The sequence below is a fragment of the Dankookia sp. GCM10030260 genome, from assembly GCF_042666655.1.
In the GTDB taxonomy this organism is placed as follows: domain Bacteria; phylum Pseudomonadota; class Alphaproteobacteria; order Acetobacterales; family Acetobacteraceae; genus Paracraurococcus.
In genome coordinates this window covers 87,254-106,135 of the sequence record NZ_JBHTDE010000001.1, presented here as the reverse complement: position 1 = coordinate 106,135, position 18,882 = coordinate 87,254, and the positions used below count along the sequence as shown (strand labels likewise).

At 69.9% G+C, this 18,882-nt stretch carries 19 protein-coding genes; 4 read left to right on the top strand and 15 right to left on the bottom strand.

All coding sequences use genetic code 11. The annotated features are described in order from the left end of the window. Positions 1–22: 22 nt before the first annotated feature. A complete protein-coding gene (gene clpS, locus ACFQS7_RS00540) occupies positions 23–328 on the bottom strand; it encodes an ATP-dependent Clp protease adapter ClpS (RefSeq protein ID WP_380065065.1) in 306 nt (101 codons plus the stop codon). A 174-nt stretch (positions 329–502) separates the two neighbouring features. On the opposite strand from clpS, the gene ACFQS7_RS00535 reads away from it, so the two are divergent. Beyond that, on the top strand, positions 503–1,354 hold the full coding sequence (locus ACFQS7_RS00535; RefSeq protein ID WP_380065064.1) for an AAA family ATPase: 852 nt from the start codon (positions 503–505) through the stop codon (positions 1,352–1,354). A gap of 148 nt (positions 1,355–1,502) precedes the next feature. Continuing rightward, positions 1,503–2,681, top strand: a complete 1,179-nt coding sequence (locus ACFQS7_RS00530; RefSeq protein WP_380065063.1) for a VWA domain-containing protein — start codon at positions 1,503–1,505, stop codon at positions 2,679–2,681. A gap of 63 nt (positions 2,682–2,744) precedes the next feature. Here the strand turns inward: ACFQS7_RS00530 and ACFQS7_RS00525 are convergent, their stop codons facing one another. From ACFQS7_RS00525 to ACFQS7_RS00470, 12 genes are all read right to left on the bottom strand, one after another. Then, positions 2,745–3,713: a c-type cytochrome gene (locus ACFQS7_RS00525; protein ID WP_380065062.1), complete on the bottom strand. Its 969-nt coding sequence runs from the start codon at positions 3,711–3,713 to the stop codon at positions 2,745–2,747. Between the two features lie 217 nt (positions 3,714–3,930). Then, the gene (gene pufC / locus ACFQS7_RS00520) at positions 3,931–5,007 is read right to left on the bottom strand and encodes a photosynthetic reaction center cytochrome PufC (protein ID WP_380065061.1); all 1,077 of its coding nucleotides are present in this window, start codon (positions 5,005–5,007) and stop codon (positions 3,931–3,933) included. Next, positions 5,004–5,981: a photosynthetic reaction center subunit M gene (gene pufM / locus ACFQS7_RS00515; RefSeq protein WP_380065060.1), complete on the bottom strand. Its 978-nt coding sequence runs from the start codon at positions 5,979–5,981 to the stop codon at positions 5,004–5,006. Before pufM ends, pufC begins: the two co-directional genes overlap by 4 nt. Positions 5,982–5,996: 15 nt before the next feature. Beyond that, positions 5,997–6,821 carry a photosynthetic reaction center subunit L gene (gene pufL / locus ACFQS7_RS00510; protein ID WP_380065059.1) on the bottom strand — a complete coding sequence of 275 codons (825 nt, stop codon included), beginning with the start codon at positions 6,819–6,821 and terminating at the stop codon, positions 5,997–5,999. Between the two features lie 116 nt (positions 6,822–6,937). Further along, positions 6,938–7,129, bottom strand: coding sequence for a light-harvesting antenna LH1, alpha subunit (gene pufA, locus ACFQS7_RS00505; RefSeq protein ID WP_380065058.1), 192 nt, complete (start codon positions 7,127–7,129; stop codon positions 6,938–6,940). A 64-nt stretch (positions 7,130–7,193) separates the two neighbouring features. Continuing rightward, positions 7,194–7,376, bottom strand: coding sequence for a light-harvesting protein (locus ACFQS7_RS00500; RefSeq protein ID WP_380065057.1), 183 nt, complete (start codon positions 7,374–7,376; stop codon positions 7,194–7,196). Positions 7,377–7,498: 122 nt separating this feature from the next. Further along, on the bottom strand, positions 7,499–8,947 hold the full coding sequence (gene bchZ / locus ACFQS7_RS00495; RefSeq protein WP_380065056.1) for a chlorophyllide a reductase subunit Z: 1,449 nt from the start codon (positions 8,945–8,947) through the stop codon (positions 7,499–7,501). Positions 8,948–8,950: 3 nt separating this feature from the next. Next, positions 8,951–10,456, bottom strand: a complete 1,506-nt coding sequence (gene bchY, locus ACFQS7_RS00490; RefSeq protein WP_380065055.1) for a chlorophyllide a reductase subunit Y — start codon at positions 10,454–10,456, stop codon at positions 8,951–8,953. Positions 10,457–10,458: 2 nt separating this feature from the next. Beyond that, positions 10,459–11,400 (bottom strand): chlorophyllide a reductase iron protein subunit X, encoded by a 942-nt coding sequence (locus ACFQS7_RS00485; protein ID WP_380066179.1) that lies wholly within the window; start codon positions 11,398–11,400, stop codon positions 10,459–10,461. A gap of 74 nt (positions 11,401–11,474) precedes the next feature. After that, the gene (gene bchC, locus ACFQS7_RS00480) at positions 11,475–12,413 is read right to left on the bottom strand and encodes a chlorophyll synthesis pathway protein BchC (RefSeq protein WP_380065054.1); all 939 of its coding nucleotides are present in this window, start codon (positions 12,411–12,413) and stop codon (positions 11,475–11,477) included. Positions 12,414–12,488: 75 nt separating this feature from the next. After that, positions 12,489–13,628, bottom strand: coding sequence for a methyltransferase (locus ACFQS7_RS00475; protein ID WP_380065053.1), 1,140 nt, complete (start codon positions 13,626–13,628; stop codon positions 12,489–12,491). Positions 13,629–13,632: 4 nt separating this feature from the next. Next, the gene (locus tag ACFQS7_RS00470; protein ID WP_380065052.1) at positions 13,633–14,502 is read right to left on the bottom strand and encodes a polyprenyl synthetase family protein; all 870 of its coding nucleotides are present in this window, start codon (positions 14,500–14,502) and stop codon (positions 13,633–13,635) included. Positions 14,503–14,755: 253 nt separating this feature from the next. Here ACFQS7_RS00470 and ACFQS7_RS00465 point away from each other — a divergent pair, with 253 nt between their 5' ends. Beyond that, positions 14,756–15,550: a DUF2189 domain-containing protein gene (locus ACFQS7_RS00465; RefSeq protein ID WP_380065051.1), complete on the top strand. Its 795-nt coding sequence runs from the start codon at positions 14,756–14,758 to the stop codon at positions 15,548–15,550. Positions 15,551–15,721: 171 nt separating this feature from the next. Continuing rightward, positions 15,722–16,510: a VOC family protein gene (locus tag ACFQS7_RS00460; RefSeq protein WP_380065050.1), complete on the top strand. Its 789-nt coding sequence runs from the start codon at positions 15,722–15,724 to the stop codon at positions 16,508–16,510. Here ACFQS7_RS00460 and bchJ read toward each other — a convergent pair. Next, entirely contained in the window at positions 16,459–17,103 is a 645-nt protein-coding gene (bchJ, locus tag ACFQS7_RS00455) for a bacteriochlorophyll 4-vinyl reductase (protein WP_380065049.1), read from the bottom strand. The genes ACFQS7_RS00460 and bchJ overlap by 52 nt on opposite strands. 1 nt (position 17,104) lies before the next feature. Beyond that, on the bottom strand, positions 17,105–18,733 hold the full coding sequence (gene bchE / locus ACFQS7_RS00450; protein WP_380065048.1) for a magnesium-protoporphyrin IX monomethyl ester anaerobic oxidative cyclase: 1,629 nt from the start codon (positions 18,731–18,733) through the stop codon (positions 17,105–17,107). Between the last annotated feature and the right edge of the window lie 149 nt (positions 18,734–18,882).

Below are 18,882 nucleotides of genomic sequence, written 5' to 3'. Positions count from 1 at the left end.
CCCGGCCTCGGCGGGGCCCCCGCTATTCCTCCGGCTCGGTGGTGAAGAGCAGCGGGTAGCCTTCACGCCGCCCGGCATCGGTCGCCGCCGTCGCCTTTTCCTCCGCCACGTCCTTGGGGAAGACCGCGACCACGCAGACGCCGCGCTGATGGGCGGTCATCATCACCCGGCCGGCCTGTTCCTCGGCCATGCGGAATTCCGCCCGCAGGACGCGGACCACGAAGCCGCGCGGGGTGAAGTCGTCGTTGACCAGCAGCACCTTGTGCAGCTTCGGCCGCTCGGTCCTGAGCTCCGGCTTGGTGCCCTGGATGGTGATGGGGTCGTGCATCGCTGCCCTCCGGCCAATCCTTGCCGCCGGTCCTGGCGGGCCGGCCAGGGCCCGCGGACGCCCGCGCCATACACCGGCCGGGGCCTCGCCGCCAAGGCACATGCTGTGGAGGCCGGGCTTGCCGCGGCCGGCGGATGCCCACACTCTCAGGATCGAATACCGGGAGGGCCTGGCGTGGCCGGCTTCAAGAGCACCGAGAGCTATATCGCGTCCCGCGACCTTGAGGTCGCGGTCAATGCCGCCGTCGCGCTGCAGCGTCCGCTGCTGGTCAAGGGAGAGCCCGGCACCGGCAAGACCGTGCTGGCGCACGAGATCGCCGCGGCGCTCGGCTTTCCGCTGATCGAGTGGCACATCAAGTCCACCACCAAGGCGCAGCAGGGTCTGTACGAGTACGATGCCGTTTCCCGCCTGCGCGACGGCCAGCTGGGCGACGAACGGGTGCACGACATCGGCAACTACATCGTCCGCGGCAAATTGTGGGACGCCTTCGAGGCCGACCGCCCGCATGTCCTGCTGATCGACGAGATCGACAAGGCCGACATCGAATTCCCCAACGACCTGCTGCTCGAGCTCGATCGGATGCAGTTCTTCGTCTACGAGACGCGGAAGACCATCGTTGCGAAGCACCGCCCGGTGGTCATCATCACCTCGAACAACGAGAAGGAGCTGCCGGACGCCTTCCTGCGCCGCTGCTTCTTCCACTACATCCGCTTCCCCGACCGCGAGACGATGGAGAAGATCGTCCAGGCGCACTACCCCGACATCAAGCACGAGCTGGCGCGGGAGGCGCTGAACGTCTTCTTCCAGGTCCGCGGCGTGGCGGAGCTGAAGAAGAAGCCGGCGACGAGCGAGCTGCTGGACTGGCTGAAGCTGCTGATGATCGAGGACCTGCCGCCCGAGGTGCTGCGCAGCCAGGATGCCAAGACGGCCATCCCGCCGCTCTATGGCGCGCTGCTGAAGAACGAGCAGGACGTGCACCTGTTCGAACGGCTGGCCTTCCTGTCGCGGCGGCAGCCGGGGCGGTGAGGATTGGGGGAGAGGACATTCCTCCCCCCCACTCACCGTCTTCTCCGAGTCGGGTCTGGCCGGGTCGAGGGGCCAACCCACAGAAAAAAGTGAGGGGGTTTCAGGGGGAGAATTCTTCTCCTCCTGACCTTCCTTCGAGGAGGCCCGGATGCTCGCCCACTTCATCTTCGCGCTGCGGACCGCCGGCATCCCGGCCAGCATCACCGAATACCTCACCCTGCTGCGCGGGATGAAGGAGGGCGTCGCCGACTACAACGTCGACGATTTCTACCACCTGTCACGTGCCACGCTGGTGAAGGACGAACGCCACCTCGACCGCTTCGACCGCGTCTTCGCCGAGACCTTCAAGGGGCTGGAGCCGCCCGAGGGCGACCCGCAGCAGCAGATCCCCGAGGAATGGCTGCGCAAGCTGTCCGAGAAGCTGCTGACCGAGGAGGAGAAGGCAGCGATCGAGGCCGCCGGCGGATTCGACAAGCTGATGGAGCTGTTGAAGCAGCGCCTGGCCGAGCAGAAAGGCCGCCATCAGGGTGGGTCGAAATGGGTCGGCACCGGCGGCACCTCGCCCTTCGGGGCCTATGGCTACAACCCCGAGGGCGTCCGCATCGGCCAAGAGGAAAGCCGCAACCGGCGCGCCGTGAAGGTCTGGGACAAGCGGGAGTTCAAGGACCTCGACGGCGACATCGAGATCGGCACCCGCAACATGAAGCTGGCGCTGCGCCGGCTGCGCCGCTTCGCCCGGCAGGGTGCGGCGACCGAGCTCGACCTGCCCGACACCATCCGGGCGACGGCCAACAATGCCGGCACGCTCGACCTGAAGATGGTGCCGGAGCGGCACAACACGGTGAAGGTGCTGCTGTTCCTGGATATCGGCGGGTCGATGGACGACCATATCCGCATCTGCGCCGAGCTGTTTTCCGCCTGCCGGGCCGAGTTCAAGCACCTCGAGCACTACTACTTCCACAACTGCCCCTATGAGCGGCTCTGGACCAACAACCGCCGGCGCAAGGAGAGCGAGGTCTCGACCTGGGAGGTGCTGCGCAAGTACGGCCCGGACTACAAGGCGATCTTCGTCGGCGACGGGGCGATGTCGCCTTACGAGATCATCCAGCCCGGCGGCAGCGTGGAGCACTGGAACGAGGAGACCGGCCAGGTCTGGCTGCACCGGCTGACCGGGCATTTCCGCCGCAGCGCTTGGCTGAACCCGATGCCGGAGGTGGCCTGGCCGCGCTACCAGTCGGCGCAGATCCTGCACCGGCTGATGGAACAGCGGATGTTCCCGCTGACCCTCGGCGGGATCGACGCGATGACCCGCGAACTAAGCCGGTAGCATCCGGGCACAAAAAACCCCCGGGGGCCTTGCGACTCCCGGGGGGTTGCCGTGGTGCGCGGCTTACGGCAGCGGCAGCGGGTTGGCCGAGAGGCTGCGCAGATAGGCGATGACGTTGGCGCGGTCCTCGGGGTTCTTCAGCCCGACGAAGCCCATGCGGGTGCCCGGGGCATACTGCGCCGGAGCGAGCAGCCAGGCGCTCAGTTCCTCGTAGTTCCAGGGGCCCGGCTTGCCCTTCAGCACGGCCGAGTAGTTGAAGCCTTCGAGGTGGCCATGCGGCTTGCCGACCACGTCATAGAGGTTGGGGCCGACGCCGCTCTTGCCGCCCTCGTTCGCGGTGTGGCAGACGGCACATTGCCGGCGGAACAGGGCGCCGCCCTTCTCCGGATCGGCCGCGGCCATCAGCGGGCCGATCTTCGGCACCTCGGCCGCGGCCGGCGCCGCCGCGGGGGCGGCGGCGGCAGCGGCCGGGGCGGCTGCGGGAGCGGCACCGGCCGGCGGCAGCGGCGGGGCCTTCGGCGAGATGGACCGCAGGTAGGCAATCACGTCGGCGCGCTGCTGGGTATTCGCCAGGCCGGCATAGCCCATCCGGGTACCGGGCGCGTAGGCGGAGGGCTTGTACAGCCACTCGTTCAGCGAGGCGTAGTCCCAGGGGCCAGGCTTGCCCTTCAGCACCGCCGAGTAGTTGAAGCCTTCGATATGGCCATGCGCTGCGCCGACCACGCCGTAGAGGTTCGGGCCGATGCCGTTCCTGCCGCCTTCGTTCAGGCTGTGGCAGGCGGCGCACTGCTTCTGCACGATGCCCTGGCCGTTCTCGACGCTGGCATTGGCCAGCAGGCCGGCGATGGGCTCCGGCCCGGCCGGCGCGGCAGCCGGGGCGCCGGCGGGGGCGGCGACGTCACCGATCCTGATGGCGCTCTCATGCGGCCGTTCGCCATGCACCAGCACTTTGCCGAGTTGGCCGGCCAGCATGAAGGTGATGCCGGCCGTGAGTACGGCGGCGAAGGCCTTGTTCAGTTCAAGCGAGCTCATCGGCGATGGCGTCCTTGGCAACGCGACGGACGAATAGGACCGCGCGCCTTTCGGGCGCGGTCGGTATCCATCCAGGGATATAACCCAAGCGCCGCAGGTCGCAACCCACCCCGGCGGCGATCGGCGGCCGGAAAGGCCCCCTGAAGAAGCAAGGGCCGGGCCCCGCCGTGGCGGGACACCGGCCCTGTCTGCTGCGCCCGGCGAACCGGGCCGCGTGCTACTGGCGGATCGGCTCCGGCGCGTCGATCTTGGTGATGCTGTTCAGCTCCGGATAGTCCCGCAGCATCGAAACCCCGAGCAGCGGCTTATAGGCCCCCTGGTGGCAGGTCGCGCAGTTGACCTTCAGCGGGTCGCCATGGATGCCGACGCGGGCCTGGGCCGGGCCGCTCGCCGGGCCATAGGGGTTGGCGGCCCAGCTCGGCTGCAGCGGGTCGATGAAGTTGTTGTTGATGTCCCGCACCATGCGGATGCCATGCCAGGCATTGGTCCGCTGCGGCGGGCTCTCCTCCCAGGAATACCAGGCGCGGGAGTTGTGGCAGTAGGTGCAGTTGACCCCGAGCGAGGTCGACATGTGCATCATCAGCCCATAGGTCCACTCGGCGTCCTTGGTGCCGGGCTTCACCGGCATGACGCGTGGTGCCGGGGTCTGCACCCGGACCTGCGCATCGTTGCTGAGATAGGGCGTGAAGGGGTCGTAGGGCAGCGAGGTCAGGCCGACCGATGCGCTGGCCAGGTTCTGCCCGGCGGTGCCGACCGAAAGGCCCGCGGCACGCGGCGGGGTGTCGTTGCGCGCCCAGGAATTCGCCGGCACCGGCTGGCCGCGGTGGCAGGTGTAGCAGGTGACGCCGGTCTCCGCCACGTGGCTCTTCCACTCGGCATTGATGCGCGCCGTCATCTGCAACATGCGTCGGGCGACGACCTTGGTATAGACCTCGTCGGACGCCATGTTGTTGGGGTTGTGGCAGTAGTTGCACCCCTGGTCCGGCGAGACCCAGGAGGTCAGCGCCGCCATGGTGCGGGCGAACTGGGTGACCGTGAGGTCGCCCAGCACCTGCACGTTCTGGTAGACCGCGCCGGCCTTCGGCCCGACCGCGCCGACATTCGGCACCGCGGTGGGGATCACGTTCTGCGCCGCGACCACCCGTTCGAGCCGCGGGTTGACCGGCTGTTGCTGCGCCAGGCCGCGGTAGCCGAGCTGGACGGTGTCGATCGGCGGCCGTTCGAAGGTGGTCAGCAGCGCGAAGCCGCCGATCAGCGCCACCGCGGCGGCGGCGCCTTTGAGGACGTAGCTCATCGAGCGCCTCCAGACAGCGGATCGGGCAGGGCGTTGAACGACTCCGGCGGGTAGGACGGCGCGAAGGAATGCTGCATCGCCCACTGGTGCCAGTTGTCCACCACCGTGCCGGTCAGCAGGATGCCGATGCCGCCCGTGAGGGGGCACAGCACGGCGAACCACCAGGCCCAGCGATGGATCGACTCGAAGCTGGCGTTGAAGCCCATGGTCCAGCGCCAGAACAGGCCGCCGCGCTCGGCCGCCGTGCCGCGGTCGATCGCCAGCTCGATCTCGCGCTCACCGCCGAAGCGGCCCAGCGCCAGGATGGTCGCGCCGTGCATGGCGAACAGCAGGGTCGAGCCATAGAGGAAGACGATGCTGAGCGCGTGGAACGGGTTGTAGAACAGGTTGCCGTAGCGGATCGACAGCGCCGCGGTCCAGTCGAGGTGCGGGAAGATGCCGAAGGGCACCGCCTCGGACCAGGACCCCATCGCCAGCGGACGGAGGAAGCCGCAGACGAAGAACAGCCAGAGCGCCGCGGCGAAGGCCCAGGGCACATGCGTCCCCATCCCCAGCGCGCGGGCCCTTCGGTAGGTGCGGACCCACCACAGGATGACCGAGAGCGAGAGGAAGAAGCCGGCCATGATCCACCAGCCGCCTTCATTGAGCGGCGGGAAGCGCAGGCCGTATTTCGGCGCCGGCGGCTCGAGCGCCAGCCAGAAGAACTGGCGGCCGAATTCGCGGATGTTCCAGTTGACGCTGTCGAGCATCACCAGGCCGATGATCTCGAAGGCGATGAAGCCGCAGACGAGGGAGAGCAGCCCGGTCATGCCCAGGTAGACCGGCCCGACCTGCGCGTCGCCGAGCCGGCCCAGCAGGTGCCAGTGCCCGGTCTTGGCCTGCCGCTCGACGCTGTCCCGTGTCCCGAGCGCCACGCCCGGATAGGCGGGACCGACAACCTGTATCCGGGTGAAGATGTTCTGATATTCGGCCATGGATCGATCCTCCCCCTACGACCAGATCGGCAGCTTGAGCCACCAGCCCCACCACTCGGGCCAGCCGCGCGTCCAGAAGGGCCCGCTGATGATGATGCAGACGGCGCTCCAGAAGGCCGCCGACAGCGCGACGAACAGCCCGAGCCGATGGATGCCGAGGGTGCCGATCGAATAGCCGATCAGGTCGCGGAAGAAGCTGTTCTCGTGTTCCGAGGTCTTCACCGCCTCGCCCCGCGGCGGGTTCAGCGCCGAGAGCACCAGGCCGCCGTGCAGCGACAGGGCCAGCACCGTGGTGAAGAAGAAGGTCACCGCCAGCATGTGCGCCGGATTGTAGTGGAAGTGCAGGTACTGGTACCCGACGTTCGACACCCAATCGAGATGGCTGAAGATGCCGTAGGGGAAGCCGTGCCCCCAGGCGCCCAGCAGCACCGGGCGGATCACCACCAGCGAGATGTAGGCGAAGACCGCGACGCTGTAGGCGACGGGGATGTGGTACCCCATGCCGAGCTTCCGCGAGATCTCCGCCTGCCGGAAGATCCAGGAGACGAAGGCGCCGATGGCGCAGACCGTGATGACCTGCCACAGCCCGCCCTCGTACATCGGGGCCAGGCCCAGGCCGTATTTCAGATCCGGCGGCGCGATATTGATCAGCCACGGATTCCAGGTTCCACCCTTGGCCGCGCCCATGAATATCAGGACGGTGCCGATCACGGTGAAGAAGGCCGTGGTAATGCCGAAGAACCCGACCCAGAACGGCCCGATCCAGAAGTCGAAAAGATCGCCCCCGACCAAGGTGCCGCCGCGGACGCGGTACTTCTGCTCAAAGCTCAGCATGGACATCGCATGTTCCCCTCATCCGCGCGCCGACCGGACGCCGCCGCAGGATGCTTCCGACAGGGGCTGGGGCGGGCTGTGCCGCCCGACCCGCCCACTGTCGTGAAGCGGACGCCGGCGCGCTACCGCGCGGGCGGACGGGCAGCCACGGCGCCCGGCTGTGCGTTCATCGTCGGAGCGCACCAGCCCCAATGGTCGCAGTAGCGCGGCGAGCTCATGACCACGAAATGCAGGATGGTGGCGATCGCGATCACCCCGATCGCGGCCAGCACGAGCGAGCGCCGCGGATCGAACAGCATCCAAATCTTGTGCATGTCTAACATAGTGTTCTCCCCAGTGTGCGGGCGGGAAGGCGGCCAGGCGGCCGCCCTCGGCTGCTCAGAAGAAACGCCAATCCGGCGGCACGGCCTGGCCGCCGTACACGAGCGGACGCCACAGCCACACCAGGATATGCGCGCCCATCGAAGCGAAGACGGAGAAAGCCCACCCCTTGATCAGCAGGTTGTTGACTTCCTTGGCCTCGGCCTCGGTCAGGCCGGAAGGACCTCTTCCATCTGCCATGTCAGAAACTCCTCACTGGCCTTGCGGCCGGTCACCGCGCAGGTCCCGCGCGGCAGGGATCGGCGCGACGGCGAACGCCGCGCGCGATGGGGTGCGCCAAGGGGGGGCAAAGCCGCGGTCGCTCATGCGACGCGCCCCTCGGCCAATTCGGTGAGCAGGCGCTCGACGCGCGCCGCGGTGACGCGCGGCTCGGCGGCGTCCCGCGCATCCCGCTCGACGCGATCGCGCAGCCGCTTGGCGGCCGAGATGCGCAGCAGGAAGGGCTCGGTCTCGAGGTGCCGCTCCAGCAGCGCCTGGGCCTGCGGCTCCCACACCTCGGCCGGGCGCGCCGGCGTCGGCTCGACGCGGTCGAGGTCGGTGCCGAGGGGGAGGATGTGGAACAGCGCGTCGAACAGCGCGTTGCAGTATTCCTGGATGATGTAGGTCGCGCCCGCATAGCCCATGAAGGGCGTGCCGGTGGCGCGGCGGATGATGGCGCCGGGGAAGCTGACCGGGATGTAGGTGCAGCGCGCCCGTGTCTCGGCGGCATACATGCGCTCGTTGTACGACCCGAACAGCACCAGCGGCGGGGTCTTCCGCATCGCCTCCCGCACCGCCTGGTTGTCGGGCTTCATCCCGGGCCGCCTGGCGAAGGAGAAGGCGCAGGGCACGCCCATCTCGTCTTCCAGGAAGCGGCGGAAGCCGCGCGTGTAGGTCTCCGTCGCCACGATGGCGAAGCTGGCGGTGGCGTAGAAATCCTGCGTGACGCTGCGCCAGAGATCCCAGATCGGCTTGATCGTGGTGTGCTTCTCGCGCTCGATGAAGGGCTCGGGGTCGAGCCCGGTCAGCTCGCCCAGCTTGCGCAGGAAATTGGTGGTGGCGAAGATCCCGAACGGCGCCTGCAGGTAGGGCCGGTCGAGCTCCTCGCACAGCTTGCGGCCGAATTCGCGGTACATGCAGATGTTGACATCCGCCTCGGGCAGCCGGGCGATGTCCTCGACATGACTGCCGAGCGGGAAGACCAGGTTGATCTCGCAGCCGATGCCCTCGACCAGCCGGCGGACCTCCGCCAGGTCGGACGGCATGTTGAAGGTGCCGTAGATCGGACCGATGATATTGACCCGCGGGCGCTCGCCGTCCTTGCGGACGCGCGGCCGCACCTTGCCCTTCTTCGCGCCGAACTCGGTCCAGAGCCAGTTGATGGCGCGGTCGGCCGCCTGCCACTGGTCCTCGTCGATGGTGCGCGGGATGAAGCGCAGCAGGTTGGAACCCTCGGGCGTCACCCCGCCGCCGATCATCTCGGCGATCGAACCCGTCACCACCACGGCGGGAAGGTCGGGGTCCTGCGTCGCCGCGGCGCGCCGCATCGAGCCTTCGGTGCCGGTCTTCGACAGGCTGTCCTCGTCGAGGCCGGTGACCACCACCGGCAGCTCGTGCGGCGGCAGCGCATCCGTGTAGTGCAGCACCGCCGTCACCGGCAGGTTCTCGCAGCCGACCGGGCCGTCGATCACCACGCGCAGGCCGCGCACCGCGGTGAAGGCGTAGACCGCCCCCCAGTAGCCGCCGGCGCGGTCATGGTCGATGACGAGCATCGGTCAGGTCCCCACCGCTTCGATCGCCTTCGCCTTCGCCGCGCGGATCTTGCGCTGGCGATCGCGGAAGCCGGGCGGGTCGGCGGGCTTGCCCGCGAAGCCGTAGCCGGCGCTGTCCTTGGTGCCGACGCCCTCGAAGAAGCTGACCATGCGGCCGAAGCGCTCGCGCCCCTTGGTCTGGGCGTTGACGATGGCCGCCATGGACCCGGCGCCGGCCGGCCCGAACAGCGGGCGGGCGGAGACCATGTTGGTGAAGTAGAGCGACGGGATGCCGAGCTCCTTGCCGCGCTGCACCAGCGGGGTGGTGCCGATGGCCAGGTCGGGGCGGACATCCTCCATGGCCGCGACGTCGTGCTCGAGGCTGGCGCGGTACTGCACATGCGCGCCATGCGCTTCCAGCCAGTCGAGGTCGGCGGCGCTCCATTCGGTCTTCGGCAGCGCGGTGCCGACATAGGGCACCTCGGCGCCGGCCTCGATCAGCAGCCGCGCGACCAGCAGCTCGCTGCCCTCGTAGCCGGAGACGGTGACGCGGGCCTTGATCGGGTTGGCAGCGAGTGCGCTGCGCAGCGCCGGCAGGATCGCCTGGCGTGCCGCCTCGATCCGCGGCCCGTCGATGCCGGCGGCACGGCCGACCGATTCCAGCCAGGCCATGGTGCCCTCGACGCCGACCGGGCCGGAGCCGACGACAGGGCGGCCGGCGGCGCGGAATTCGCGGATGCTGGCGGTGTAGAAGGGATGCACCGCGGCGACGACCTCGCAGTCCAGCGCGGCGTAGAGGTCGCGCCATTCGCGCGACGGCGTCTGCGGCGCGACGCCCAGGCCGAGCGGCTTCAGCAGGCCCGCCACCACCATCGGGTCGGCCGGGAACAGCTCGCCGACCAAAGCGACGCTGCGCTCCTCCTCCGGCAGGTTGCGCGGCCGGGCGACCGGGCCGGCTTCCGCTTCCAGCCGGGCGTATTTCAGCATCGCGCCGGCGAGCACGTCCTTGGCCTCGGCATGGGTCGGCACGCCGAAGCCGGGCACGTCGATGCCGATGACGCGGACGCCGTCGATCTGCTTCGGCAGCAGGTCGAGCGGCACGCCGGAGGCGGTCGGTACGCAGAGGTTGATGACGACGACCGCGTCATAGTCCTCGGGCTTCGCCGTCGCATGCACCGCGTCGCGGATGTCCTCGAACAGCTTGCCGGTGACCAGCGTCTCCGAGTTGAACGGCACGTAGCCGACCGAGCGCTTGGCGCCGTAGAAATGGCTGGTGAAGGTCAGCCCGTAGACGCAGCAGGCGCTGCCCGACAGGATCGTCGCGGTGCGGCGCATCCGCAGCCCGACCCGCAGCGACCCGAAGGCCGGGCACATCGATTGCGGCTGGTCGTGCGGGCCGCGCGGATAGTCCTTCACCAGCTGGGCCATCGCCGCCGATTTCCCGGCGGCGCCGGCGGCCGCCAGCATCGTCTCCCGCCCGCCATGGCAGCCGGAGGCTTCCGTCGGGGATTTGGGGGGGAGCGCATCCATGCTCAGGCGCCTTCGTAGACGACTTCGAGGGAGGGCTTCTCGATGACCTCGGCGCCGCACATGTCTTCCATGGTGGCCGGGTTCAGCACCACGCCGCGGCCGACCGCATCGCCCTTGAACAGGCCGAGCAGCGCGTCATGCGTCAGCGGCTTCGGCCGCAGCGGCGGCGCCGTGGCGACCTGCTCGGCCAGCTGCTCGAAGACGCTGGCCCATTGGCCGCCGGGCGTGCCGACGATCTCGTAGTTGGCCGACTTGCGGCGGATGTCGTCGTCGGCCGGGATCGCCGACAGGATCGGGATGCCGGCGGCGGCGGCGAAGGCCGCGGCCTCCCCGGTGCCGTCGTCCTTGTTCACCACCATGCCGGCGACGCCGACATTGCCGCCGAGCTTCTTGAAGTACTCGACCGCGGAGCAGACGTTGTTCGCCACGTAGAGCGACTGCAGGTCGTTCGACCCGACGACGATCACCTTCTGGCACATGTCGCGGGCGATCGGCAGGCCGAAGCCGCCGCAGACCACGTCGCCCAGGAAGTCGAGCAGCACGTAGTCGAAGTCCCACTGGTGGAAGCCGAGCTTCTCCAGCAGCTCGAAGCCGTGGATGATGCCGCGCCCGCCGCAGCCGCGGCCGACCTCCGGCCCGCCGAGTTCCATGGCGAAGACGCCGTCGCGCTTGAAGCAGACATCGCCGATGGCGACCGGCTCGCCGGCCAGCTTCTTCTTGCTGCTGGTCTCGATGATCGTCGGGCAGGACCGGCCGCCGAACAGCAGGCTGGTCGTGTCGGACTTGGGGTCGCAGCCGATGAGCAGCACGCGCTTGCCCTGCTGCGCCATCATGTAGGACAGGTTCGCCAGGGTGAAGGACTTGCCGATGCCGCCCTTCCCGTAGATGGCGATGATCTGCGTCTCCTTCTTCACCGGCCCGGTATGCACCGCGTCCGGCTCCATCGCGGCCTCGGCGCGCAATGCGTCTGCCATGCTGGCCTTGGGGGGCTCGGACGGGGTCTTGCCGACGGCCACGTTCATGCGCAGTCCCTCCAGTCTAAAATCATCTTCAGGCACGCGGCGTCCGAGAAAGCCGTGCGGTAGGCCGCAGCAGCCTCGGCCGCGGCCGCGGTATGGGTGATCAGCCCGTCCAGCGAGAGCCGGCCGGCAGCGAGCAGCGCCTGCACCGCCAGCAGGTCGGGCGCCTTCCACTCGGCGGCGATGCGCAGGCGCGCCTCCCGCATGAAGGCGGGCGGGAAGGCGAAGCTGAGCGGCTCGGCGTAGAAGCCGGCCAGGCAGATCTCGCCGCCCGGCGCCAGGCGGGCGATCAGGCTGTCGAGCAGCCTTGGGTCGCCGGAGACGTCGCAGATGGCGCGGTAGTCGCGCCGGTCGTCGCTGGCGGGGTCCACCACCCGATAGCCCGCGGCGCCGTCGCGGCGGGAGGGGTTGCTTTCCCAGACGGTGGGCGGCGGCGCGCCGGCGGCGATCGCCAGCCGGGCCAGCAACCGGCCCAGCACGCCATGGCCGATGATCAGTTCAGGCTGGACCGCGCCGGCGGGGGTGGCGTGGTAGGCGGTGGCGGCGAGCGCCAGCAGCACGCCGGTCTCGGCCAGGTTCTCGCCGATCGGCACCACCTTGGCGCCCGGGACGACCAGCCGGGCGGCGGCCCCGCCGAACAGCCCGCGGACGGGACCGAAGCAGCGCGCGCCGGGGACGAAGACGCGGTCGCCGACGCTGCGGCCGGCATCGGGGCCAGCCTGCGTCACGCGGCCGACCGATTCGTAGCCGGGGACCAGCGGGTACCCCATGCCGGGGAAGTGCGGCATCCGGCCGGACCAGAGCAGCCGCTCGGTCCCGGTGCTGATGCCGCTCCACTCGACGGCAACGACGACATCGTCCTCGCCGGGGGGTGTCAGGTCGAGCCTTTCGAGGCCCAGGTCTTCCGGTCCCCTCAGCAGGACGGCGATGGTGTCCATTGTTTGGACCTCCCCTGTCCAGCTTGATGTCAGGATACCTTGACGGTCCAAAGTGTCAAGCGAGTTTGACATACCTCAAGCCGCCCTGGCGACCATGACGCGCGCCAGCAAGGGCGTGCGCGTCGGCAGCAGCTTCGGCGCGGCGAAGCCGGCCTGCTGCACCAGCGCGGCCAGTTCCCCGGCGCTGCGCGGCCGGCCGGTGCCCATGGCGAGCAGGTAGAAGCCGAAATAGGCCTCGGTGATCGGCTCGGCGCCCGGCGTGCCCGACATCGGCTCCGCCACCAGCAGCGTCCCCCCCGGGGCGAGCGCGCCGCGGGCCGAGCGCAGGATGGCCAGCGCCTTGCCGTCGTCGTGGTCGTGCACGATGCGGACAAGCGAGACGATGTCGGCGCCCTGCGGCATCGGCCCTTCGGTGAAGTCGCCGCCGAAGGCCTCGGCGTGGTCGGCCAGGCCCGCCGCGGCGAAGGCGGCGCGGCCGCGCTCGGCCACCGCCGGCAGGTCGAACAGCTTCAGGCGGAGATCGGGATGCCGCGCCGCCACCGCCCGCAGGAAGCTGCCGTCGCCGCCACCCAGGTCCAGCAGGCAGCGGTGCTTCGAGAAGTCGTAGGCGGCCAGCACCTCCTCGGCGATGAAGGGCTGGGACGCCGCCATCAGCGCGGTATAGGCGGCGACCTGGGCATCCGGCAGCGCGGCGGGGCGCTCGACCTCGGCATAGGGCCAGTAGCCGGACAACCCGTTGCCGCCGCGGTCGCGCCGCAGCAGCGCCACCGGGTCGGCCAGGTCGCGGTAGACCATGGCGTGGTGCTCGACCATCGCGGTGACGCCGGGATTGTCGACCATGGCGGCGCCGAGCGCGCCCAGGCCCCAGCGCCGGCCACGGCGGCGGGCGACGAGCTTCAGCGACTCGGCAGCATTCAGCAGCGTCGCCGCTGCCTCCGCCGAAAGCCCCAGCCGCGCCACCAGCACGTCATGCGCCACCGGCCCGTCGCGCAGGATCTCGAAGACCCGCAGCCGGACGCAGGCCAGCAAGGTCTGGGTGTAGACGAAGCCGGCGCACAGATCGAACAGCGCCCGCACCCGCCGCCGCGCCATCGGCCGGGTCAGCGGGAAGCGTGTGGCGAACCGGCGGAAGCGCGGGCTGGCCAGCAGCCGGTCGTAAAGGTCGCGGAGGCGCTCCGGGAGCCCGGGCTGCGCCATGGCGGTGGTATCCGACACGCTGTCAGGCCGCGTTGACGGACAGCTTGCGCGGCAGCAGCCGGCGGGTCTCCGACAGGATCACCGCGCGCAGCTCCCGCGCCCCCGGGCAGTCCGGGATGGCGGCGACCGCCTCGGCCGCCAGGTCCTCCAGCCGCGCGATGGCGCCCGCGAGGCCGAATTGCAGCACCGCGCTGGGGCGCTGGTGCGCCGCGTCCTGGCCGGCCGGCTTGCCCATCTCGGACTCGTCCTCGACCGCGTCGCGCAGGTCGTCGGCCACCTGGTAGGCCTCGCCCAGCCGGTCGCCGAGCAGCCGCCAGACCGCCGCATCGGCGCCCGCCGCGGCGGCCCCGGCCGCGGTCGCGGCGGCGAACAGCGAGCCGGTCTTCTCCCGCTGGTATTGCGCCAGGTCGCAGCGCGGCTCGCTCTCCCAGGCCTGGCCGGCGACGATGCCGCGCGGCACGCCGACCGAATCGCCGATGGTCATCACCAGCGGGCCGAGCCGGGCCGGCGCGTGGTGGGCGGCGCGGGCCAGCAGCTGGAAGGACAGCACGATCAGCGCATCGCCAGACAGCACCGCCAGCGGCTCGCCATGCGCGGCATGCACGCTGGGCCGGCCGCGGCGGGTCGCGGCGTCGTCGAAGCAGGGCAGGTCGTCGTGGACGAGGGAGGCGCAGTGCAGCAGCTCGATCGCCGCCGCGGCGGCGTCGGCCAGGGCCGGCGCGTCGTCGCCGCAGGCGCCGGCAACCGCGAGGCAGAGCCGCGGGCGGACCCGCGCGCCCTTCGGGAAGACCGCATGCCGCATCGCCTGGGCCAGGCGCGGCGGGCAACCCGGGCCTTCCGCCAGGCCGATGGCGGCGGACAGGGCCCGTTCGATCCGCGTGACTGCGTCCATCTGGCGACCTCCCCAGGGGCCCGAGCGTGTGTCGGGCTTCCTTGTCGGTTAAGACTGTCAACTTGATTGGACAGTGACGTCAACCGGAATTCACGCATCGCGCCCTCGTGACCCGCGCAGGGTCCGGGTCCGGGGCCATATCAGCCTTGCTAAGGCTCGCGTGGCGGCTCCCGCCCCCTCAAGGCCGGCGGCTTCCCCGGGCCCGCATGCAACGCGGCCTGGCCCCGTGCGGCCAGGCAGGGAGGGATCCGGTATGGCCAAAGCCTGGACCAACGATCGCCTTGCGACCGGCGTGCAGGAGGCGGGAATCCGCCGCATCGGCACCGCCGACCTGATGCTGGCGCTGCGCCAGGGATGGGACGACTTCCGCGCCATCCCGACGCAGCTGCTGTTTCTCTGTGTGCTCTATCCCGTCGTCGGCCTGGTCGCCGCGCGCGCCATGTCGGGCGGCGAACTGGTTCCCCTGATCTGGCCGCTGGTCGCCGGGCTCAGCCTGGTCGGGCCGGTCGCGGCCGTCGGGCTGTACGAGATCAGCCGGCGGCGCGAGGCGGGGGAGGATGTCTCCTGGCTGACCGCCTTCGCGGTGCTGAAGCACCCCAACCTGCCGCAGATCGCCATGCTCGGCATCCTGCTGATGGCGATCTTCGTCGCCTGGGTGGGGGTGGCGCAGATGATCTGGTCCGCGACCTTCGGGCACCTGCCGGCGATGGGCTTCGGCGAGATGGTGCATGCCGCCTTCACCACACCGGAAGGGCGGCGCTTGCTGCTGTATGGCAATGCCGTCGGCTTCGTCTTTGCCCTTCTGGTGCTGGTCCTGACCGTGGTCTCGGTGCCGATGCTGATCGACCGGCCGGGGGTCGGGATCGGCTCGGCGATCAGTGCCTCGGTGCAGGCCTGCATCGCCAACCCGGTGCCGATGGCGATCTGGGGCGCGCTGGTGGCGGCGCTGCTGCTGCTGGGCAGCATCCCGGCCTTCATCGGGCTGGCGGTGGTGATGCCGGTGCTGGGGCATGCCACCTGGCACCTGTACAAGCGGGTGGTGGTGTAGGAAGGCCGGGGAGAAGGTATTCTCCCCGGACCCCTCATCTCTTTTTCCGAGTTGATACCCGCCGCGCGACAGGTCGCGACCCACAAAAAGAAGGGGTGGGTTTCGGGGAGGGAGTACTTTTCCCTCCCCAGCCTTGCGTCCTTCAGACCACCGGCAACGGAGACCCCCCGCATGACCTGGTCCATCCTCGGCGCGTCGCTGGCGGCGCATGACCTGGCCGCGTCCCGCCATTTCTTCGGCACCCTGCTCGGCCTGGGCACGCCACGGGCGGTCGACCCGCAGACCCTGGCCTTCGGCGAGGGGCTGCGGCTGCGCCGGCCCGGCCGGATGCTGGCCCGGCGGGGCGGCGACTTGCTCGGCCCCGCCGGCGCCCGTCACGTGGCGATCGAGATCGACGACCTGCACACGGTTGCCGGCAACCTCGGCAAGGCGGCCATTCCGCATGTCGAGGCGGATCCGGCCGAATTCGGCCGCGCCGCGATCTGGACGCTGGACCCGGCGCAGAACCTCGTCGCCTTCTGCCAGCGGCAACGCAGCGAGGGCGATGCCGGCTGGCATGTCCACCACGTCAACCTGCCGGCCGCCGACGTGCGCGAGGCCACCGCCTTCTATGTCGAGATGGCCGGCATGACCGAAGGCCGCTGGCAGGCGCCGGCGGCGCGCGGCGATTTCAGCATCGACCCGGCGGAGCTTGCGGTGCTGACGCGCGGCACCGACAACAGCGGCCTGCACATCATCCGCCCCGACCCCGGCTTCGCGCTGCGCAACCACTTCGCCCACAACCCGTCGATCGGCGGCCATCCGGCCTTCTGCGTGAAGGATGTCGGCGCGGTGAAGGCGCGGCTGGAAGCGGCCGGGGTGCTGGTCTCGGATGCCGGGGTCTATGCCATGGCGAACATGCGGCAGATCTACGTGCTCGACCCGGTGTCCAACATGATCGAGGTCAACCAGGTGGTGTAGCGGACCTCGAAGACGCAGGCGGCGGCGCCCGCCGCTGCGCAGGCCACCTCGGTGACCCGGGCGCGGCGGTGCACCAGCCCGGCGAAGAGCCGTTCGAAGGTCGCGGCGAAGTACCCGCAGCCCGGCCGGTCCAGCACCGCGCCGCGGCACAGCGGGCAGCCGGCGATCGACAGCCGGACGGGATGCCCCGGCCGCGCGGCGAAGGCGCCGCTCCCGGCGAAGGTCCAGGCATGGCGCCGGATGGCCGAGAGCAGCAGGCGCGCCGCCAGCGGCGCCGGCAGCACCCGCAGCAGCCATTGCACCGGGCGCGGGATGCGGTTGGCCAGCAGGTAGTCGCCGGTGCGCAAGCCTGCCTCCCTGGCCGCGGCGGCGAGCAACGCGGGGTCCAGCCGCCTTCGCAGCACGTGGTGCAGGACGGCGACCTCGCGCTCCTCGACCATCCGCGCCGGCGGTGCGCGGCGATAGGCGGCGAGCCCCGCCTCGGCGAACAGCGCATCGACCGCATCCGCCGGCAGCGCCGCATCCAGCGCCGCCGCCATCTGGGTGATGGCGTTCGGGCCGATGCGGCCGCCCGGGTGGGCGCCGCCGTCCATGCTACTCGACGCTTTCCGGCAGTTGCTCCGTCCCGCCGCCGCAGGCCTTGACGCTGGCGGCCGAACTGCCGCCGACATTCGCCGCCGGCAGCTTGGCCTTGGGCCGGTGCATGGTCTTCCACATCGCGTTGTGCGGCGCGCGGGCGGCGGCGGCGTCCATGGTCCGCGTCGCGTCGAAGTGGAAGTCGACCGACTTCTTGGTCTGCGGCCCCCAGTAGCCGACCTTGCCGAGATCGTAGAAGGTCCGCTGGAAGCCCGATTTCAGGAAGGCCTTGAGGCAGCCGAGCAGGTATTTCCGCTTCGCCTTGTCGCGCTCGAACGGGTAGCCGAGGAAGGACTTGCGCATGTAGAAGCGCCGGTAGTTCGCCATGACGCGGTCGAGCAGGGTCGCCCGGTCCATCGCATCCGGCTTCATGATCGGCGTGACGAAATTGTACTTCGAGAAGTCGAAGACCTCGACCTTGTCGCCCAGTTCCTGGAACAGGTCGCTGAACGGCCAGGGCGTGTACATCGCCCAGTTCGCCATGTCCGGGTTCCAGTCCAGCGCCATGCGGTAGGTCTCCTCCAGCGTCTCCACCGTCTCGTTCTCGAGCCCGACGATGAACTGCGCCTCGGCGACGATGCCGTTCTGGCGCAGCAGCTGGATGGCCTTCTTGTTCTGGGCGATCGTGGTCTCCTTGTTGAAGCGTTCCAGCTTCAGCTGCGCCGCGGCCTCGGTGCCAAGCGAGACATGGATCAGCCCGGCCTTGCGGTAGAGCGGCAGCAGCGCCTCGTCGCGCAGGATGTCGGTGACGCGGGTGTTGATGCCCCAGAGCACGGGCAGGTCGCGCTCGACCAGCAGTTCGCAGAATTCGACGAATTTCTTCTTGTGGATGGTGGGTTCCTCGTCGGCCAGGATGAAGAAGCCGACCTGATGGTCGCGCACCAGCCCTTCGATCTCGTCGACCACCTTGCGGGGGTCGCGCACCCGGTAGTCGCGCCAGAATTTCCACTGGCTGCAGAAGGAACAGGTGAAGGGGCAACCGCGGGCCAAATTGGGGATCGCCACCCGCGTGCCGGTCGGGGTGTAGACGTAGCGCTTCCAGTCGAGGATGCCCCAGTCGGGCGAGATGCGGTCCATGTCGGCGATCGGCGGCGCGGCCGGCGTCGCCACCGCCTGCCCCGCCTCGCCATAGGCGATGCCCTTCACGCCGGCGCGCTCCGTGGGCCAGCGGCCTTCGTCCACGCAGCGGACCAGGTCGAGCAGCACCTGCTCCCCCTCCCCGCGCACGATGGCATCGATCCAGGGCGCCTCGGCCAGGACCTGGCCATACATGAAGGTGCCGTGGATGCCGCCCAGCACGGTGACCGCCCGCGGGCAGGCCTCCTTGGCGATGCGCAGGATCGACTCGGCCTCGTAGATCGCCGGGGTGATCGCGGTGCAGCCAACCAGGTCGGGCTGCAGGGCCAGCAGGGCTTCCCGGACCTGCTCGTGATCCAGGTGCTCGGTCATCGCGTCGATGAAGGTGATCTCGGTGAAGCCTGCCGCCTTCAGGTAGCCGGACAGGTAGGCGACCCAGGCGGGTGGCCAGGTGCCGGCGATCTCGGCGCCGCCCGAGTGGTAGTTCGGATGGATCAGGACGATGCGCATGGCTTTGGCCCTCCCCCGGCCCTGGCCGGCAAGGGGAAGGCTGCCCGCGAAAGTGTCAGGCTACCTTGACAGAGATCAAACCGGTTTCAGACGACACCGGTTGCAGGGCGCCTCCTCTACATGGGCCTGCACCCGCCACACGGCAGGTC

Excerpts from the sequence above, each read along its gene's own strand:
- clpS (WP_380065065.1), bottom strand. The coding sequence starts at position 328 with ATGCACGACCCCATCACCATCCAGGGCACCAAGCCGGAGCTCAGGACC.
- ACFQS7_RS00530 (WP_380065063.1), top strand. The coding sequence starts at position 1,503 with ATGCTCGCCCACTTCATCTTCGCGCTGCGGACCGCCGGCATCCCGGCC.
- ACFQS7_RS00525 (WP_380065062.1), bottom strand. The coding sequence starts at position 3,713 with ATGAGCTCGCTTGAACTGAACAAGGCCTTCGCCGCCGTACTCACGGCC.
- pufC (WP_380065061.1), bottom strand. The coding sequence starts at position 5,007 with ATGAGCTACGTCCTCAAAGGCGCCGCCGCCGCGGTGGCGCTGATCGGC.
- pufM (WP_380065060.1), bottom strand. The coding sequence starts at position 5,981 with ATGGCCGAATATCAGAACATCTTCACCCGGATACAGGTTGTCGGTCCC.
- pufL (WP_380065059.1), bottom strand. The coding sequence starts at position 6,821 with ATGTCCATGCTGAGCTTTGAGCAGAAGTACCGCGTCCGCGGCGGCACC.
- pufA (WP_380065058.1), bottom strand. The coding sequence starts at position 7,129 with ATGCACAAGATTTGGATGCTGTTCGATCCGCGGCGCTCGCTCGTGCTG.
- ACFQS7_RS00500 (WP_380065057.1), bottom strand. The coding sequence starts at position 7,376 with ATGGCAGATGGAAGAGGTCCTTCCGGCCTGACCGAGGCCGAGGCCAAG.
- bchZ (WP_380065056.1), bottom strand. The coding sequence starts at position 8,947 with ATGCTCGTCATCGACCATGACCGCGCCGGCGGCTACTGGGGGGCGGTC.
- bchY (WP_380065055.1), bottom strand. The coding sequence starts at position 10,456 with ATGGATGCGCTCCCCCCCAAATCCCCGACGGAAGCCTCCGGCTGCCAT.
- ACFQS7_RS00485 (WP_380066179.1), bottom strand. The coding sequence starts at position 11,400 with ATGGAGCCGGACGCGGTGCATACCGGGCCGGTGAAGAAGGAGACGCAG.
- bchC (WP_380065054.1), bottom strand. The coding sequence starts at position 12,413 with ATGGACACCATCGCCGTCCTGCTGAGGGGACCGGAAGACCTGGGCCTC.
- ACFQS7_RS00470 (WP_380065052.1), bottom strand. The coding sequence starts at position 14,502 with ATGGACGCAGTCACGCGGATCGAACGGGCCCTGTCCGCCGCCATCGGC.
- ACFQS7_RS00465 (WP_380065051.1), top strand. The coding sequence starts at position 14,756 with ATGGCCAAAGCCTGGACCAACGATCGCCTTGCGACCGGCGTGCAGGAG.
- ACFQS7_RS00460 (WP_380065050.1), top strand. The coding sequence starts at position 15,722 with ATGACCTGGTCCATCCTCGGCGCGTCGCTGGCGGCGCATGACCTGGCC.
- bchJ (WP_380065049.1), bottom strand. The coding sequence starts at position 17,103 with ATGGACGGCGGCGCCCACCCGGGCGGCCGCATCGGCCCGAACGCCATC.
- bchE (WP_380065048.1), bottom strand. The coding sequence starts at position 18,733 with ATGCGCATCGTCCTGATCCATCCGAACTACCACTCGGGCGGCGCCGAG.